This window comes from Desulfovibrio sp. (genome assembly GCF_047607245.1).
Classification (GTDB): Bacteria; Desulfobacterota; Desulfovibrionia; order Desulfovibrionales; family Desulfovibrionaceae; genus Desulfovibrio.
This window is the reverse complement of record NZ_JASGDK010000074.1, coordinates 19,330-35,669: the sequence shown is the minus strand read 5'-3', so window position 1 is coordinate 35,669 and position 16,340 is coordinate 19,330. Positions and strand designations below refer to the sequence as shown.

The window sequence follows — 16,340 nt, the reverse complement described above, 5'->3', positions numbered from 1 at the left end:
CGAAGACTTCGACCAGCGCATAATCAACTTCCTTGTTGAAGAGTTTAAGAAAGAAAACGGCATTGACCTGTCCAAGGACAGCATGGCTCTGCAACGCCTGAAAGAAGCCGCCGAAAAGGCCAAGAAAGACCTTTCCACCTCTATGGAAACCGAGGTCAATCTGCCCTTTATCACGGCTGACCAGAACGGCCCCAAGCACATGCTCATGAAGATCAGCCGCGCCAAGCTGGAATCCCTTGTGGGCGACCTGGTGGAAAGCACCACCGAGCCCTGCAGGAAGGCCCTGGCCGACGCTGGCATGACCGCCGATCAGATCGACGAAGTCATCCTCGTGGGCGGCATGACCCGTATGCCCCTTGTGCAGCAGGTTGTGGGCAAGTTCTTCGGCAAGGAACCCAACCGCTCCGTCAACCCTGACGAAGTGGTGGCTATGGGCGCTGCCATTCAGGGCGGCATCCTCAGCGGCGACGTGAAGGACGTGCTGCTGCTCGACGTGACCCCGCTTTCCCTTGGCATCGAAACTATGGGCAGCGTGTTCACCAAACTTATCGAGCGCAACACCACCATTCCCACCCGCAAGAGCCAGGTGTTCACGACGGCTTCGGACAATCAGCCTTCGGTGTCCATTCATGTGCTCCAGGGCGAACGTCCTATGGCTGGCGACAACATGACCCTGGCCCGTTTCGACCTCACGGGCATTCCCCCGGCGCCCCGCGGCGTGCCGCAGGTTGAAGTGTCTTTTGACATCGACGCCAACGGCATCGTCAACGTGTCCGCCAAGGATATGGGCACCGGCAAGGAACAGTCCATCAAGATCACCGCTTCTTCCGGCCTGTCCGAAGACGACATCCAGAAGCTGGTGCGCGAGGCTGAAACCCATGCCGATGAAGACAAGAAGAAGCAGGAGCTTATTGAAGCTCGCAACCATGCTGACAGCCTTATTTACGGCACGGAGAAATCTCTGGCCGACCTGGGCGACAAGGCTGACGCAGCGCTCAAGAGCGACATTGAGGCCAAGATAGCCGATCTGCGCAAGCTGATGGAAGGCGAAGACGCCGCTGCCATCAAGTCCTCCACGGACGAACTGGCCAAAGCTTCGCACAAGCTGGCCGAGCAGCTCTACCAGCAGCAGGCCCAGCAGACTGGCGGCCAGCCCGGCCCCGATGCGGGCGCTGCCGAAGGCCAGCCCCACGGCAATGCCGCAGACGACGTAGTTGACGCCGACTACACGGAAGTGAAGAAGTAAGCACGGTACCATCCCGTCCACTTTTGCCAGTGATGTGTCTTCGTCCAAAGACAGGCCGGGCCGCTAGCTGTGCTTGAGTGAACTTGCCTCAATTCCTCCACTGTACTAAAAAGGTCTGGCTCCCTGTGAGCCAGACCTTTTTCATTGGTAGGCATGAGGCCTTTCGTTTGTCTAAGGAAACGCTGATTTATTCCATTTGGCGGCGTTGTTCACTTTTTTTGAAACAGTCGAGGACGGAAGAGTCCACTCCTGCTGCAAAAAAAGATCGCGCCTTGCCAAATGAAATAACTGCGCGTTTCCAGGAGGCTCTTTAATCAGTGCTTCCCTAATAATTATCCTGCCGGAGGATACAGTGCGTATATCCACGACGTATAGCCGCGCCTTTGCGCGCCTGACGCTTGGCCTACTGGCTCTTCTGCTGCTCGGCAGCCTCAGCGCCTGCAAAATGCCTTTCACCGGGCAGCAATCCCCTGTGGCCCCTGCACACCCGGTTGCCCCGTCCAGTGCCGGAACCTGTGTGGCGCTGGCCCTGCCCGCCTCCGGGCCGTATGCGCCCATTGGCGGCAAAATCCGCCAGGGCGCACAAATGGCCCAAAAAGAAATGGCGGCCAATGGCGTTAACATGCGCCTTGAAATTATCAATACAGAAGCTCCTGACTGGCTGCAAAAGCTCAAGGCCCTGCCGCCGTCATGCACGGTGGTGGGCGGCCCCCTTCAGGCCTCCAATTACGCTCAGGCCCGCAATGCCGGGGCCACGGCTGAACGCGCCTTTTTCACATTTCTGCCCTCACTGGAGCAGGGAGATGAAGGTACGCGCGCATGGCGCTTTTTCCCGAGCCCACAGGACCAGATTGACGCCCTCATCGGCTTTGCCTCGGACGGTCTGAGTATTCGCAGCTATGGCGCCTTCTACCCTGCCGACGCTTACGGCGCGCGCATGACGGGCCTGCTGGAGCAAACGCTCTACAAGCGCAATATGGCATTGCAAAAGGCCTCCTATAATCCGGGCGATCCCACCTCGTGGAGCACGGCTGTGGCTCCGCTCATCAATGCCAAAACGCCTGAGGGCAGCAGCACGCCTGTGCCGCAGACAGCTTTTGAAGCGCTGTTTTTGCCAGATTCGTGGAAAAATATGGAAATGCTGACCACAAGTCTGCTCTACAACGGCGAAGACCGCCTTGTACTGCTTGGCACGACATTGTGGGAACAGGGACTTTCCGGCAAGATTGTCAATACACCTGAAAAGTATGCTCTGGCGGTCTTTCCCGCTGCGTGGAACCCCGCCCGCGCTCCTCGCGCGCTTCAGGGTCCCGGCTCGGACTTCTGGACCGCTCTAGGTTATGACTTCGCCCGCTTTGCGGTAAGCCTTGGGCTCAATTCGCGCCTCAGTTCGCCAGAAGTGACCGCCCGCGCCCGGCGCGCCTCGCAGATGGTCTGGGGCATGGCCCCCATCACATGGGACAATGCCGGGGTGGCTCACCAGAACCTCTTTATTTTCGGCGTATCTTCCACGGGCATGGTTCCCGTGAATCTTGAAGAATTCCGGCAGACGCACAGCAACGTACTGCAACAGTCGGCGCTGCGCATGCAAGGTCTGCCGCCTGTGGATGCAACGGGCAATCCGGTTACGCCGGGCACAGGGCAGCAGCCAACGCTTCAGCCCATCGGCACTACGCCGAAGCCCTCGTACAAACTCAGTCTGCCCTCAAACATCTAGAATACTCGCCCGGTCCGGCTGCATCTTCCTGATGACAGCCGGGCCGGGACAAAGGACCTCATAATGGCAGAGAACAAAGGTATCGGTTCAAAAGAAGTGGCCCACATGGCCCAACTCTCACGCCTCAGCGTCAGTGAGCAGGAACAGGAACTTTTCGCCCGGCAGCTGGGCGACATCCTCGGCTATATGGACGTACTGGCCAAGGTGGATACCAGCGCTGTAGAGCCTCTGTACAGCCCTGTGCGGCATGAGTCCGCCGCCCGGCAGGACGTGGCCGCCAATGTGCGCACCCGTCAGGAAATACTGGCCAACGCCCCCGAGGCCGATGGCGAATATTTCATGGTGCCGCGCATCGTCTAGAGCAGGCTGATTTTTACAGTGCTCTGGAGCGGTGCTCCTGAAGTCCTGTTTATTATTCACGCAAATACTACAAGCGGAACCCTTGAGAAGACCCATGACCGACATATGTTCCCTCTCCCTTACGGCTGTGGCCCAGGCGCTGCAAAAAAAAGAACTGAGCGCCGTGGAAGTGACGACCGCCTGCCTTGAGCGCATAACCGCCACTGAGCCCGCCGTGGCCGCCCTGCTGCACGTGGACGCAGAAAATGCTCTGGCCGCAGCAGCCGCTCTTGACAAAACAGGCCCGGACACAGCCCGCCCCCTGTGGGGCGTGCCCGTCACCATCAAGGACGCCCTTTCCACCAAGGGCATGCCCACCACTGCCGGGTCGCGGATGCTGGAAGGCTACACGCCCTTTTATGACGCCTTTGCCGTGCAAAAGCTCCGCGAAGCCGGAGCCGTCATTCTTGGCAAGGCCAACATGGATGAATTTGCTATGGGCTCCAGCACGGAAAACTCCGCCTACAAGACCACCCGCAACCCCTGGAACCCCAACAAGGTTCCCGGCGGCTCCAGCGGCGGTTCCGCGGCTTCAGTGACGTCAGGCCAGTGCTTTGGCTCTCTGGGTACGGACACAGGCGGCTCCATTCGCCAGCCCGCTGCCTTTTGCGGCTGCGTGGGCCTCAAACCGACCTATGGCCGCGTTTCACGCTATGGCGTCATTGCTTATGGTTCTTCTCTGGATCAGGTCGGGCCGTTGACCCGTAATGTCGAAGACTGCGCGCGCATGCTCACCGCCATTGCCGGGCCGGACGCCAGAGACAATACCTGCGACCCGCGCCCTGCCGAAAATTATGCCACCGCACTTGGCAGCCGCTCCCTCAAGGGAACCCGCCTGGGTATTCCCCGCGAATTTTATGGCGAAGGCCTGGCCCCCGAGGTCAGGGCAGCCTGTGAAGCAACCATGCAGGCAGTCAAAGCCCAGGGCGCCAAACTGGTGGAAGTTGGCCTGCCCCATACGGATGCGGCCATTGCCACCTATTATATCATCGCTATGGCCGAAGCCAGTTCCAATCTGGCCCGCTTTGACGGCGTGCGCTTTGGCCACCGCGCCAGCGACATCAAAAATCTTGAAGAATTGTACGTGCGCAGCCGCACCGAGGGGTTCGGGCAGGAAGTCAAACGCCGCATCATGCTTGGGGCCTACGTGCTTTCTTCTGGTTACTACGACGCCTACTACCGCAAGGCCGCTCAGGTGCGCCGCCTTATTCGCGACGAAATCATGACCGCCCTTGACCAGTGCGACGCATTGCTGGCTCCCGTGTCGCCCGTCACAGCAAGCGATATGGGCAGCAATACTGCCGACCCGCTGCAAATCTATCTTATGGACGCCTACACCCTGTCCCTGAATCTGGCGGGCCTGCCCGGCCTTTCACTTCCTGTGGGACTTGGCGCAGAAAGCCACATGCCCGTCGGCATGCAGCTCATCGGCAAGCCCTTTGCCGAGGGAGATCTGCTGGCCCTTGGGCACAGCATGGAGCAGACCTTGCCCGGCATTGGCAGCCCCAAGTTGTAGCAGGCGAAGTAGATCAGCTTTGAAATGTTTCACCTTTCAAAGCTTTCATTCTGTCAAAAATTGCATTTTCGGCAGAATCCACGCCGTGTTAGGGTGCGTTGTGCTTCCGTGCGGCGCGTTTGGAGATTGCAGAGAAATACCTGGCGAGGGAAAATACCGGACGAACCGTAATATCTGTTGCAAAACATCTCATGGAGGTATGACGTGAAGAAAGCTCTTGTCATAATTGACGTGCAGAACGATTACTTCCCCGGCGGAAAAATGGAACTGGATGGCAGCGATAAGGCCGGACCCAAGGCGGGCCTGCTGCTTGAAACATTCAGAAAGTTACAGCTGCCAGTCATCCATGTGCAACATGTGGCCATACAACCTGGCGCAACGTTTTTCTTGCCCGACACCGAAGGGGTTAAAATCCACAACTGTGTCCAGCCGGAAAGCGGCGAAACTGTGGTCATCAAGCATTTTCCCAATTCGTTTCGTGAAACGACGCTGAAAAAACATCTGGACGACAACGGCATCACGCAGCTGGTTCTGGCCGGGATGATGTCGCACATGTGCGTGGACACCACGGTTCGTGCGGCTTTTGACCTCGGTTATACCTGCACACTTGCCCACGACGCCTGCGCCACAAGAGCACTAACCTTTGCTGATAAAACTGTGGCGGCGGAACAAGTGCATCTGTCTTACATGTCCGCCTTGAACGGCGTGTTTGCAGACGTGCGCTCCACGGAGGATATCCGTAAGGAGTTATCGGCATAGCGGCAAAAACGGCAGACCAGCGAAGTAAAAGGTCTGCTTTGCCTGCGTGCTGCTCTGGCCCTGATCCCACGCAAGGAACCGGGCAGACACTGCACGCAAAGTCTGCAACGGTTTTACGTGCAGAGTGGCAACAGGGTGTTCCCCCGCCCTCAATCGATACAGCCGGAGCTAGCAGACGTCAGCTTTAGGCGGCAACCGCTAAGCAGGAAAAAAGCCCCAAAGGCGGCCCCAACGTTGCCAATAAACTGCTCACTGCCCAGCCCGCAGAGCGCGACGGTTTCAAAAGATTTCGGCCAGCTTTTTCCCAATTCAATGGAGAAAGCTGGCCGAAATCTTTTGTTATGCAGATTCTTTTAAAATTTCATTCCCCGGAAAAATGGCAACGTTGAAATGTGACGCATTTCAACGGCAATCTGCCCAGGGACTGTTTCTACATAAATGGTTTTGCGCCAAGAAGGGCGAGTAAAAAGACTTTTTGACGCAGCCAGTTGGACTAAAAAATTATGGTTCATGCCCAATTATTTAGAAAAGTCCCTGGAAGCGGCACAAGCAGCGGGCTTATACGGCCATGCGGTGCCGCTGGTCACGAAGAAAATTTCATCATTACAAGCCCTGCCACAATAAGCGCGGCCGCTCCTATGCGCATGGCATTGGCTGGTTCGCCCAGCACAAGGATGCCCAGCAAAAATGCGCCCACAGCGCCTATGCCTGTCCAGATGGTATAGGCCGTTCCCAAAGGCAGGCTCTTCATGGCGACTGACAACAGCGCAAAACTGGCTGCCATAGCCACAAGAGTAAGAATGGAAGGAACAGGCTTGGTGAAACCAAGCGACAGTTTCATCGTATACGCCCAGGCAACCTCAAGCAGGCCAGCAACAAAAAGAAAAATCCAGGCCATCTCGGCTCTCCTTATTCAGAGCCGGGTCGTCCCGGATTATATTCCCTTGATGGGGGAGGTCGTCCTCACTCTTTAAATATATAAGGGGGCAAGCCCACTTGTCCAGATGGAAAATATCAAAGCCCGGCGGGAAAACCAATGGTTCCGGCGCATCGACGCATGCGCATGTCATGCGGGGCATGGACGCACATGCTATCCTGCGGAAAAACTCGCCTGTTACTGCGCGTGATGCGCCACCATACAGCGTTCATAAGTGTACGTCGGCAATACAGGGCAATAGAAGAAAGCTTTTCCGAATATGCGGGGAACAGGAAGGATTTCGCGCCAAGGGCAGGGAAAAAGCGTTTTTACGAAAGAAGTGTACTTTTGCGGTACATGACGGGAGTAAAAAAGGCCTTCTGGCGCAGCCAGCTGGACAAAAGAACTGTTTAGAAACAGTCCCTAATCAAGAATATAACGCATGGGGTTCACCGGCACACCGTTCAAGCGCACTTCATAGTGCAGGTGCGGGCCAGTGGTTCTTCCGCTCATGCCTACATAACCGATGACCTGCCCGCGCTTGACCCATACACCGGCAAGCACGGCGCAACGCTGCATGTGACCATACTTGGTGATGACCCCGCCGCCATGATTGATTTCAAGGCTCTGGCCGTATGCCCCGTCAGGCCCGGACTGAGTAACCAGTCCCTGCGCAGGAGCCACTATTGGCGTGCCAATGCGGTTGGTGATGTCCAGCCCCTTGTGGAACTGCCCCCGACCGCCAAAGGGTGAAGAACGCCAGCCAAAGCTGGAAGATACAAAACCCACCACAGGCCAGATTGTGGGCATGGAAGAAAGCGCATCGCGGTTTTCACGCAGAGCCAGCAAAAGGTCCTGCTGGCGCACTTCTTCAAGCCGGGCAGATTCCGAAAGCCGTTCAAGAAAATCCTGCATTTTGCGGGCAGCAAGCTCCTGCCGGTGCAGGGGCAGATAGGTGCGGGAAAAATCGCCCACAATATCAAGGCCGCCGCCAGCATCGGCAGGGTCTTTTTCCATATTCATCATGATGCGCAGCTTGGAGTCGAAGCTCTGAACCCGCTGCAAATCGCGGCCCACCTGCGAAATACGCTCGGCCAGATTGACAAGCTGGCGGCGCTGTTCGCTGATCACGCGCTGGGCGCCCTCAAGATCGTCGTCGAGATGGCGCGACTCGAGCCAGGCCTGTAGCAGCCAGACATTGCAGACCGCCAGAGCCAGCACAAAAACGCAGGCAAAAAAACCGAGCCAGCCGCGCATCCGAAGGTTGCGGCTGCCGCTGCGGCCTTCCTTGAATATGACAATATGATATTTGCCAAAAAGCATGTGCGGCAACTTTAGGGGGCCGAGGCGGCACTGTCAATGCAAGAAAATTTGCCGACGCATATTGGCCCGCGCCGCCTTGCGTTATTCATCTTCTGGTGCATCCTGGCGGACCGCGCTGCTGCTTTTCTCCAGCTGCCAGCGGGTCAGGCCGTTGAGAACACAGCGGCGGCCATCCTTGGTGACGGCATAGAGGTGCTCAAGAGTCTGCGCCATGTCGCTTCTGGCCGTCCTGCCAGCTGAGGGGCAATCGTTGGCCCATACGGGCAGTCCCCACTGGCGCGCCGCCTGACGGATATATTTTTTTTCCACAAGCATGAGCGGGCGGATAAGCTGCAACTGGCCGTTGAAAAACGGTTCGTTCATGCTCATGCCGTCCACACGGCCATTGCGGCAAAGATTCATAAAAAATGTTTCCACCAGATCTTCGGCGTTGTGCCCGAGAGCCAGGTGGGTAAGCTTATACTGCGCGCAAAGCTCAAAAAGCCTTTTGCGGCGCAGCCATGCGCAACGAAAACAGGCCGAACGGCGCAGGTTTTTCTCTGAATGGGCATCGGAACCGTGCGTCGTGACCTCCACATGGGCAGGAATGCCGTGCTCGGCCAGCCAGGGCAAAAGGGCTGCATGGCTTTGGTCGTCAAAGCCGGGGTTGAGATGCAGGGCCATCATTTCAAAGCGAAAAGGTACGATTCCCTGGCGAATTTTAAGCGTCTTCAGCAAAACAAAGCTGTCTACCCCGCCAGAGGCTGCCACGCCAACCCGGCAGCCGGGCCAGAGCATGTTTGTCATCTGCATGGCCTTGCCCGCGCTTTTTACGCACACTTCCTGCGCGAAAGACCTTTTTTCTCTGCTCATGACTGGCAATCTCCTTCAAAATCGTCTATGTAGCCGGGACTTCCCGGCATGCTTGACAGTGTCAATGGCGGCCTATATCATATCTTATTTCAGCAGGCAAAGCCTGCTCTAGGCGTATTCCACGCCCGACCCTTTACAAATGGTCGGGCGGTATTATTTCTCAAAAATGAACTGCGGCGGATACTTTTCGCCTCAGCCTGCGGCCCACAGCCGCACACACTACGGAGGCAGCATGGCCCGTATTACAGTTGAAGATTGCCAGGAGCGCGTAGACAACCGCTTTCTGCTTGTGCAAATGGCCATCAAGCGTGTGCATCAGTACCGTGAAGGGTATGAGCCCCTTGTGGAATCGCGCAACAAGGAAGTAGTCACGGCCCTTCGCGAAATCGCGGCAGGCAAAGTGCTGCCCGACGATGAAAGTCTTTATGTCCCCATTGAAGGGGAACAGGCCACGACCGCCTCTGGCGAATAAGGGCGCGTAGCCATATTGTTTGCGCGGCGGCTGCCCTTGGGTAGCCGCCGCGTCTGTGAATACAACCTTTATACCAGGCGCACAAGCACGCAGCCACCGGAACACGGACCATGATGGAGCTCGATTATTACGAGGTGCTGGGCGTCAGCCGCAGTGCCGGTGAAGATGAGATCAAACGGGCCTACCGCAAGCTCGCTCTCAAGTATCACCCAGACCACAATCCCGATGATCCCGAGGCCGAACAAAATTTCAAGCAGGCAGCGGAAGCTTACGATGTTCTGCGCGATCCCGACAAGCGCGCCCGCTATGACCGCTTCGGCCATGCTGGCGTAAACGGGGGCGGAGGCTTTGGCAGCAACGAAGATATTTTCGCCCACTTCAGCGATATTTTCGGCGATCTGTTCGGTTTTTCGTCTGCCAGCCGTGGTCCCCGCCCTATGGCCGGGTCTGACCTGCGCTACAATCTCACCATTTCTTTTTCTCAGGCAGCCACGGGCGATGAAATCACCCTTTCCCTGCCCAAGCACGTCACCTGCGACGATTGCAAAGGCAGCGGTGCTGCCCCCGGCAGCAAGGTTGAAACCTGCCGCCAGTGCAACGGCTCTGGCCAGGTGCGCCGGTCGCAGGGCTTTTTTCAGATCGCCATGCCCTGTACAGCCTGTCAGGGCACAGGTCGCGTCATCACCAAACGTTGCGCCAAGTGCAAGGGCGAGGGTATAGTAACCGACACCCGTGAACTGGTGGTGCGTGTGCCCGCCGGGGTAGATACGGGAACCCGCCTGCGCGTGCGCGGCGAGGGTGAACCCGGCGTGCACGGTGGCCCTCCTGGCGACCTTTACGTCGTCCTTACTGTGGAGCAGGACAAGCGCTGGCAGCGTCAGGGACAGGATCTTGTCTTCACGCAGGAGATCAGCTTTGTTCAGGCGGCTCTTGGCCACAGGGTAGAAATACCCGGTCTGGAAAACCCCATTTCGCTGGAAATTCCCAAAGGCGTGCAAAGCGGCTCAGTGCTGCGCGTGCCCGGCGAAGGCATGCCCTACCCGGGCCGCAGGCAACGGGGCGACATGCTGGTGGAAGTCAAGGTTCTTACGCCCACGCGCCTTTCAGACCGTCAGGAAGAGCTGCTGCGTGAATTTGCAGCCGCCGGGGAACAGACCCCGCTGCAAAAGGTCAAAAAAGCTGCAAAAAAAATCAGCAAGGCTATGGGACTGGACTAGAGCAGATTAACTTTTTCAAAGTTAAAATGATCCAAGGGCTTCTCTGCCCGGCTGCAGCAGCCAGAGTGCATTCGAAAAAACATCCGCAGTGCACGGACAAGAAAACAGCCCCCTGCCCTCCCAAGTCATATAATCTGAATAACAGCCCCTTTGGCCACGCCAGAGGGGCTGTATGCAAAAAGGCCCCGGTCAAATTTGACCGGGGCCTTGGCGTTTAATTCAAGCCCGCCTGATGCGAAAGGATTGCAAGGAACCTCAGGCTTCGCCGATGTCAGAGCCGTTTGTTACAGCGGTGTACTCCCCCGGTTGCGCGGCCTTTGCCGTCTCCCGGGACCACCCAAGCGGCTCCTTTGTGGAAGCGCGATGCGGTTTGGCCGTCAACGCGTCCGGCGGGTATGCGGTCCCGCCTTTTCCAGATCAGCGTAATTAAACGGGCTTGTTCGCCAGTTTTCGGTATGGAAATTTTCCCACCGCAAACATTCAAAGCAGTATAAAAAGCTGCAGCTACCAATACCGGGAGCAGTAGAAACAGACAGAAAACGGAGGCAGGCATGTTCAAAGGCTGCCTCTTGCCTGCCGGCAGATTCTGTTCCGCGCTCTGCCAGCGGTTGAGCGCGCTAGCTACAAACTGTTTGTTTAATCAAGCTAGCAAATGATGTCACCATTGGCAAACTATAATTTTCACAATATCACCAGCCGCAATGAGCCCGCCCTGCCGCTTAAGGTTCACCGGAGTACACACACTGTCCTTCAACACGCAGAAAGGGACCGTTGCCAGGCAACGGTCCCTTTTTCAGTATTGTTCGCCGGGCTTATTCTTCAACAAGCTCGCGCACTGTTTCACCGTAGGAGTCTGTAACCAGGGTCTTGGTGCCCATAAGTTCAGTCCAGCGGCGGAACGTGCCGACGATGACGAAGACCATAAGCACCATGACCAGGCAGGCCAGAGCGGCCAGCAGGTACTTGCCGTTGGGGATATAGTCGGTCGTCAGCTGCAAATAGCCAGCCCAGAAGGTAACCACCGTCATGAACACGCCGGGAATGGCGGTCACCAGGCAGTACTTGCCCCTGTTCATGCGCAACAGCATGCTGGTGCAGACGATAAGGGCGCAGGCGGCCAACAGCTGGTTGCTCATACCAAAGAGCGGCCAGATGTTGCTGATGTTACCGGTGTAAACCAGGTAGCCCCACATGGATGTGAAGACAAGGCTGGTAATGATGATACCCGGCGTCCAGTTCTTGTCGCCAAAGGGAGCGTACACCTTGCCAAGCATTTCCTGAAGGAAGAAACGGCCAACGCGCGTGCCGGAGTCGATGGCGGTCAGAATGAAGACCGCTTCAAACATGACGGCAAAGTTGTACCAGTAGGCCATAAGGTGATCCATGTAGGGGATCTTGTGGAAGATATGTGCCATGCCCACTGCCAGCGACACTGCGCCACCGGGACGGGCGTGCAGGTTGAGGCCGATCTTTTCTTCAAAGAAGCCAAGATCAACAGTGTGCAGGTTGGGGTGCACGGCCAGCAGGGCGTCATACTTGGCCGGGGTGGCATTGATGGCAAAATAGTCGCCGGGCATCAGCGTGCAGGCGGCGATAAGAGCCATCATGGCCACAAAGCCTTCGGTCAGCATGGCGCCGTAGCCCACGAAAAGAATATCACGCTCATTGCCGAGCATCTTTGGCGTGGTGCCCGTACCAATGATTGCATGGAAGCCGGAAATGGCGCCACAAGCAATGGTAATAAAGATGAAGGGCAGCACGGGACCGCCGATCACGGGGCCGCCGCCGTTGATGAAGGGTGTGATGGTGGGCATGAGAATGGTGGGCTGCACAAAAATGATGCCCACGGTCAGCATAAGAATGGTGCCTATCTTCAAATAGGTGGAAAGATAGTCACGCGGCACCAGCAGGAACCACACGGGCAGAACCGAGGCAAAGAAGCCGTAAACGGCGATGGCAATGGCCACGGTGTTTCTGTCCCAGTCAAAAGCCCAGCCAAGCACATCCTGCTTCATGAGGTCATGCCCGCTCAGAATGCCCACAATCAGCAGTACCAGACCCAGAAGACTGGCCAGCAAAACGCTGTTCTGCTTGTAGCGCATGATGAGGCCCATAATCATTGCAATGGGCATGGTGATGACAACGATAAACAGCGACCAGGGCGCGTTATGCATGGCGCTGATGCAGGCCAGAGAAAGACCGGCCAGGGTGAGAATCAAAATACACAGAATGGCTATACCGGCCACCGTACCAGTGACGGGGCCGATTTCACGTGTGGCGATGGCGGCAAGGCTCTGGCCTTTGTGGCGCACAGAGGCGAAAAGAACCACCATATCGTGTACCGCGCCGCCAAGAACGCAGCCAATAAGAATCCACAGCGCCCCAGGCAGATAACCGAACTGGGCTGCCAGCACAGGGCCCACAAGGGGGCCAGCGGCGGCAATGGCCGCAAAATGGTGTCCGTAGAGGACATATTCGTTGGTTTTTACATAGTCGTGCCCATCGGCAAATCGCACCGAAGGCGTCGTACGGCTGCCATCGAGCCGCAAAACCTTATTTGCCAAAAAAATACCGTAAACCCGGTATGAAATGGCAAAAATACACAATGCCGCAAACACAAGTGTTATGGCATTAATGTTCTCAAGAGCTTCCATTACTTACTCCCGTCAGGGCTTGGCTTGGCTTTCTTAACCGGGCAGGCGGCCAGACGAATCGCAGCCCTGCGAAACTGCCCAGAACAACAAAAAAAACACATACCAAAATAGTATTATATCAGCGATGTACACCCTCCTCTTGAGATACGGCTGAAAAAAGAGTCACAGCAAAGCCCACATACTGTATCTAAGCCCACTAATACAGTTTATTCGGCCATGTGTTAATTTTCTGCTACACCCATTATTACTCTCTGTCCATGCCACTGGAAACGTTTTTTGCTGATTACACTGTTGTTACGCTCATCCGAAAACATGCGATCCACTTCTAAAAACCAGATTTAATATCATTAACGTACCTTCTTAATTATCTTTTCTTCCCATAAACATGCTGGTTCTAACGGGAATTATATTCTCCAAATTTTTTCCTTGATCTTGTTCTTTTTTGCACAATAAAACTGCCAGTATCCAATTATCCTCTCTGCAACCTGTCCTGTCAGCCGCCAAAACCTCTGCCCGTGCAATCGCAGGGGCTGCTGATTGACCAGCCCGGAACAGCTGCCCACAGCAGAAACAAAATGTCGGTAAAATACAGACGTTGCCGATGGGCTTGCATTACGCATGGCATGGGTCTATCGTTTTCTCACCGGCTGGGGGAGCCATTATGGCTGAGAAAGGGTGATCGCGCCCTGACCCCTAGGATCGCGTAAAAAGCGCGGTTCTGCACCTGACGCGGATAGTGCCGACGAAGGGAAGCTGGCCCAGCCTGGAGACAGGTTTGTGCTTGCCCGCAGCCGCATTGGTTCTGCGGGTTTTTTTGTGGCTTCGCCTGGTTGGCGGCCGCATGCCCCCGCGAATCATGCTCTTGTAACCTATGGAGGTTCTTCATGAACATCGTGGTTAATGGCCTTGCCGAAAGCTGCGCGCCCGAAACCAGCATCAGCGCATTTCTGGCAGAACGGGGATATGAAGCCAGCGCCGTGGTGGTAGAGCGCAATGGACAAATCCTTGCCAGGGACACTTTTGCGCAAACATGCCTGCAAAAAGACGATTGTCTGGAAATCGTGCAGTTCGTGGGCGGTGGTTAAATCCGCCGACCAGAGCAGATCAACGTTGAAATACTCTGTAATTCAAGGTTGTTATTCTGCCGAAAATGCAACTTTCAAAAATCCATCACAGCAATCTTTCAGCAGCGCCTTTGCGCGGAGCAAGCATGAACGCCAATGATCCTTTTGTACTGGGCGGCGTCAGCCTTTCCAGCCGCCTTTTTATCGGCACAGGCAAATACGGAGCCGACAGCCTTATATCTGCCGTGGCCGAAGCCAGCGGTTCGCAGGTCATCACTGTAGCAATGCGCCGGGTAGACAAACCCGCGCCCCAATCTGGCGAATCTGCGCCAGCGCAAGGTTCTCAGGGCATAATGTCGCACATTCCCGGCCATATGCGCCTTTTACCCAACACTTCCGGCGCGCGTAATGCAGAAGAAGCCGTGCGTCTGGCCCGTCTGGCCCGTGCCGCAGGCTGCGGCGACTGGATAAAAATTGAAGTCATATCCGACACACGCCACCTTTTGCCCGATGGCTACGAAACGGCCAAAGCCACTGAAATCCTTGCCAAAGAAGGCTTTACCGTGCTGCCGTATATCAATGCCGACCTCTATGTGGCCCGCGCCTGCGCCGAGGCCGGAGCAGCAGCCGTTATGCCGCTGGGCGCGCCCATTGGCACCAACCGGGGACTGCGCACCAAGGAAATGATCGCCATCCTGATAGAAGAAATGGACCTGCCTGTTATTGTAGACGCTGGCATAGGCCGCCCCTCGCAAGCCTGCGAAGCAATGGAAATGGGCGCAGCCGCGTGCTTGGTCAATACGGCCATCGCCTCGGCCAACGATCCTGTGGCTATGGCCCGCGCCTTTGGCGAAGCTGTGCGGGCCGGGCGCAACGCGTGGCTTGCCGGAGCCGGATTTGTACGCGGCATGGCAGACGGAGCCGAAGCATCTTCGCCTCTTACCGGTTTTCTGCGCTGAGGGGTGAATCATATGGAAACTTTTCAGGATTTCTTGCAGAAATGGCCTGCCCAAAGGCGGGCTGAAGCCGTAGAAAAGGCCACGGAAGAACAGGTTTTTTCTGTTCTGAAAAAAAATAATCTTCAGCCAGAAGATTTTCTGACCCTGCTCTCACCTGCCGCTGCTCCACATCTTGAGCGTATGGCCCGCCGCGCCCATGAGCTGACCCTGCGCTTTTTTGGGCGGGCAGTGCATATCTTCACGCCGCTTTACATTTCTGACGTCTGCACCAATCAGTGTCGGTATTGCGGATTCAACGCAAAAAACAAGCAGCCCCGCCACCACCTCAGCGTGGACGAGGCCGCCGCCGAAGCCAGAGCCATAGCCGATCTGGGCTTTCAGCATATTTTGCTGCTTACGGGAGATGCCCGCCATCTTTCCTCACCCCAGTATATTGCTGATGTTGCCCGCCGCATAAAGCCCTGGTTCGCCTCTGTAGGCATTGAGGTCTATTCGCTTACCACCGAGGAATACGCTCTGCTTGTAGACGCGGGCGTAGACAGCATGACGATGTTTCAGGAAACGTATAATCCTGATCTTTACGCATGGCTGCACCCTGCCGGGCCCAAGCGCGACTATGCCTTCCGCCTCAACGCGCCCCAGCGCGCTGCCGAGGCTGGCATGCGTTCTATGGGTGTTGGAGCATTGCTCGGGCTGGAATCCTTTGAGCAGGATGCCTTTGCTACGGGCCTTCACGGTTGGTGGCTCCAGCGTAACTACCCCGGCATGGACGTGAGTGTGTCCATACCGCGCATCTGCCCGCATGAAGGCAGTTTTGACGTCCCGCACGCGCTGGATGACCGCCATCTGGTGCAGTACGTGACCGCCCTGCGCTGCTTTTTACCGCGTGCAGGCATCACCTGCTCCAGCCGGGAAAGCGCCTTTATGCGTGACCATCTGCTGCCGCTTGGCGTCACGCGGGTATCCGCAGGCGTATCAACTGCTGTGGGAGGGCGCGTGACAGAAGACCTGAACAACCCCGGCCAGTTTGAAATTACCGATGGACGCAGCCTTGACGAAATGACCGCAGCCCTGCTGGGGATGGGCTATCAACCAGTGCTCAAGGACTGGGAGAATCCCGCGTCTACCTGTTAACGGCAGGCTCGGATTAGGTTTTTCAACGGGGCATGCACGGCAAGGACACACCGCCGTACATGCCCCGAAGCCCCCTGCCCTTTTTTTTGAGGGGGGCACCAGACTGAATGCC

The 16,340-nt window shown here is 56.5% G+C and carries 15 protein-coding genes; 10 read left to right on the top strand and 5 right to left on the bottom strand.

Annotated features, from left to right (window positions below; genetic code table 11):
- The 5 genes from QM579_RS05915 to QM579_RS05895 all read left to right on the top strand — a co-directional run.
- The coding region (locus QM579_RS05915; RefSeq protein ID WP_414998251.1) for an Hsp70 family protein at positions 1-1,246 on the top strand (1,246 nt) is incomplete at its 5' end.
- Between the two features lie 352 nt (positions 1,247-1,598).
- A complete protein-coding gene (locus QM579_RS05910) occupies positions 1,599-2,963 on the top strand; it encodes a hypothetical protein (RefSeq protein WP_414998250.1) in 1,365 nt (454 codons plus the stop codon).
- A gap of 63 nt (positions 2,964-3,026) precedes the next feature.
- Positions 3,027-3,323, top strand: coding sequence for an Asp-tRNA(Asn)/Glu-tRNA(Gln) amidotransferase subunit GatC (gene gatC / locus QM579_RS05905; protein WP_414998249.1), 297 nt, complete (start codon positions 3,027-3,029; stop codon positions 3,321-3,323).
- Between the two features lie 94 nt (positions 3,324-3,417).
- Positions 3,418-4,878 carry an Asp-tRNA(Asn)/Glu-tRNA(Gln) amidotransferase subunit GatA gene (gatA, locus tag QM579_RS05900; RefSeq protein ID WP_414998248.1) on the top strand — a complete coding sequence of 487 codons (1,461 nt, stop codon included), beginning with the start codon at positions 3,418-3,420 and terminating at the stop codon, positions 4,876-4,878.
- A gap of 204 nt (positions 4,879-5,082) precedes the next feature.
- Entirely contained in the window at positions 5,083-5,637 is a 555-nt protein-coding gene (locus QM579_RS05895) for a cysteine hydrolase family protein (protein ID WP_414998247.1), read from the top strand.
- 583 nt (positions 5,638-6,220) lie between these two features.
- On the opposite strand, the gene QM579_RS05890 is transcribed toward QM579_RS05895, so the two are convergent.
- The 4 genes from QM579_RS05890 to QM579_RS05875 form a co-directional block, all read right to left on the bottom strand.
- Complete coding sequence (locus QM579_RS05890; protein ID WP_414998246.1) at positions 6,221-6,535, bottom strand: DMT family transporter; 315 nt, start codon at positions 6,533-6,535, stop codon at positions 6,221-6,223.
- Positions 6,536-6,651: 116 nt separating this feature from the next.
- Positions 6,652-6,786, bottom strand: a complete 135-nt coding sequence (locus tag QM579_RS05885; RefSeq protein ID WP_414998245.1) for a hypothetical protein — start codon at positions 6,784-6,786, stop codon at positions 6,652-6,654.
- A gap of 190 nt (positions 6,787-6,976) precedes the next feature.
- Entirely contained in the window at positions 6,977-7,876 is a 900-nt protein-coding gene (locus QM579_RS05880) for a M23 family metallopeptidase (RefSeq protein WP_414998244.1), read from the bottom strand.
- Between the two features lie 81 nt (positions 7,877-7,957).
- Complete coding sequence (locus QM579_RS05875) at positions 7,958-8,728, bottom strand: tRNA lysidine(34) synthetase (protein WP_414998243.1); 771 nt, start codon at positions 8,726-8,728, stop codon at positions 7,958-7,960.
- A 232-nt stretch (positions 8,729-8,960) separates the two neighbouring features.
- Here QM579_RS05875 and rpoZ point away from each other — a divergent pair, with 232 nt between their 5' ends.
- The gene (gene rpoZ, locus QM579_RS05870) at positions 8,961-9,200 is read left to right on the top strand and encodes a DNA-directed RNA polymerase subunit omega (protein WP_414998242.1); all 240 of its coding nucleotides are present in this window, start codon (positions 8,961-8,963) and stop codon (positions 9,198-9,200) included.
- Between the two features lie 110 nt (positions 9,201-9,310).
- Entirely contained in the window at positions 9,311-10,417 is a 1,107-nt protein-coding gene (dnaJ, locus tag QM579_RS05865) for a molecular chaperone DnaJ (protein WP_414998241.1), read from the top strand.
- A gap of 812 nt (positions 10,418-11,229) precedes the next feature.
- On the opposite strand, the gene QM579_RS05860 is transcribed toward dnaJ, so the two are convergent.
- On the bottom strand, positions 11,230-13,071 hold the full coding sequence (locus QM579_RS05860) for a carbon starvation protein A (protein WP_414998240.1): 1,842 nt from the start codon (positions 13,069-13,071) through the stop codon (positions 11,230-11,232).
- 884 nt (positions 13,072-13,955) lie between these two features.
- Here QM579_RS05860 and thiS point away from each other — a divergent pair.
- The 3 genes from thiS (at position 13,956) to thiH (ending at position 16,228) form a co-directional block, all read left to right on the top strand.
- Entirely contained in the window at positions 13,956-14,156 is a 201-nt protein-coding gene (thiS, locus tag QM579_RS05855) for a sulfur carrier protein ThiS (RefSeq protein WP_414998239.1), read from the top strand.
- A gap of 125 nt (positions 14,157-14,281) precedes the next feature.
- Entirely contained in the window at positions 14,282-15,094 is an 813-nt protein-coding gene (locus tag QM579_RS05850) for a thiazole synthase (protein ID WP_414998254.1), read from the top strand.
- A gap of 12 nt (positions 15,095-15,106) precedes the next feature.
- On the top strand, positions 15,107-16,228 hold the full coding sequence (gene thiH, locus QM579_RS05845; RefSeq protein ID WP_414998238.1) for a 2-iminoacetate synthase ThiH: 1,122 nt from the start codon (positions 15,107-15,109) through the stop codon (positions 16,226-16,228).
- Positions 16,229-16,340 lie beyond the last annotated feature (112 nt).

Coding starts and splice junctions, on each gene's coding strand:
- gatC (WP_414998249.1), top strand. CDS start 3,027: ATGGCAGAGAACAAAGGTATCGGTTCAAAAGAAGTGGCCCACATGGCC.
- gatA (WP_414998248.1), top strand. CDS start 3,418: ATGACCGACATATGTTCCCTCTCCCTTACGGCTGTGGCCCAGGCGCTG.
- QM579_RS05890 (WP_414998246.1), bottom strand. CDS start 6,535: ATGGCCTGGATTTTTCTTTTTGTTGCTGGCCTGCTTGAGGTTGCCTGG.
- QM579_RS05885 (WP_414998245.1), bottom strand. CDS start 6,786: ATGAACGCTGTATGGTGGCGCATCACGCGCAGTAACAGGCGAGTTTTT.
- QM579_RS05880 (WP_414998244.1), bottom strand. CDS start 7,876: ATGCTTTTTGGCAAATATCATATTGTCATATTCAAGGAAGGCCGCAGC.
- QM579_RS05875 (WP_414998243.1), bottom strand. CDS start 8,728: ATGAGCAGAGAAAAAAGGTCTTTCGCGCAGGAAGTGTGCGTAAAAAGC.
- rpoZ (WP_414998242.1), top strand. CDS start 8,961: ATGGCCCGTATTACAGTTGAAGATTGCCAGGAGCGCGTAGACAACCGC.
- dnaJ (WP_414998241.1), top strand. CDS start 9,311: ATGATGGAGCTCGATTATTACGAGGTGCTGGGCGTCAGCCGCAGTGCC.
- QM579_RS05860 (WP_414998240.1), bottom strand. CDS start 13,071: ATGGAAGCTCTTGAGAACATTAATGCCATAACACTTGTGTTTGCGGCA.
- thiS (WP_414998239.1), top strand. CDS start 13,956: ATGAACATCGTGGTTAATGGCCTTGCCGAAAGCTGCGCGCCCGAAACC.
- QM579_RS05850 (WP_414998254.1), top strand. CDS start 14,282: ATGAACGCCAATGATCCTTTTGTACTGGGCGGCGTCAGCCTTTCCAGC.
- thiH (WP_414998238.1), top strand. CDS start 15,107: ATGGAAACTTTTCAGGATTTCTTGCAGAAATGGCCTGCCCAAAGGCGG.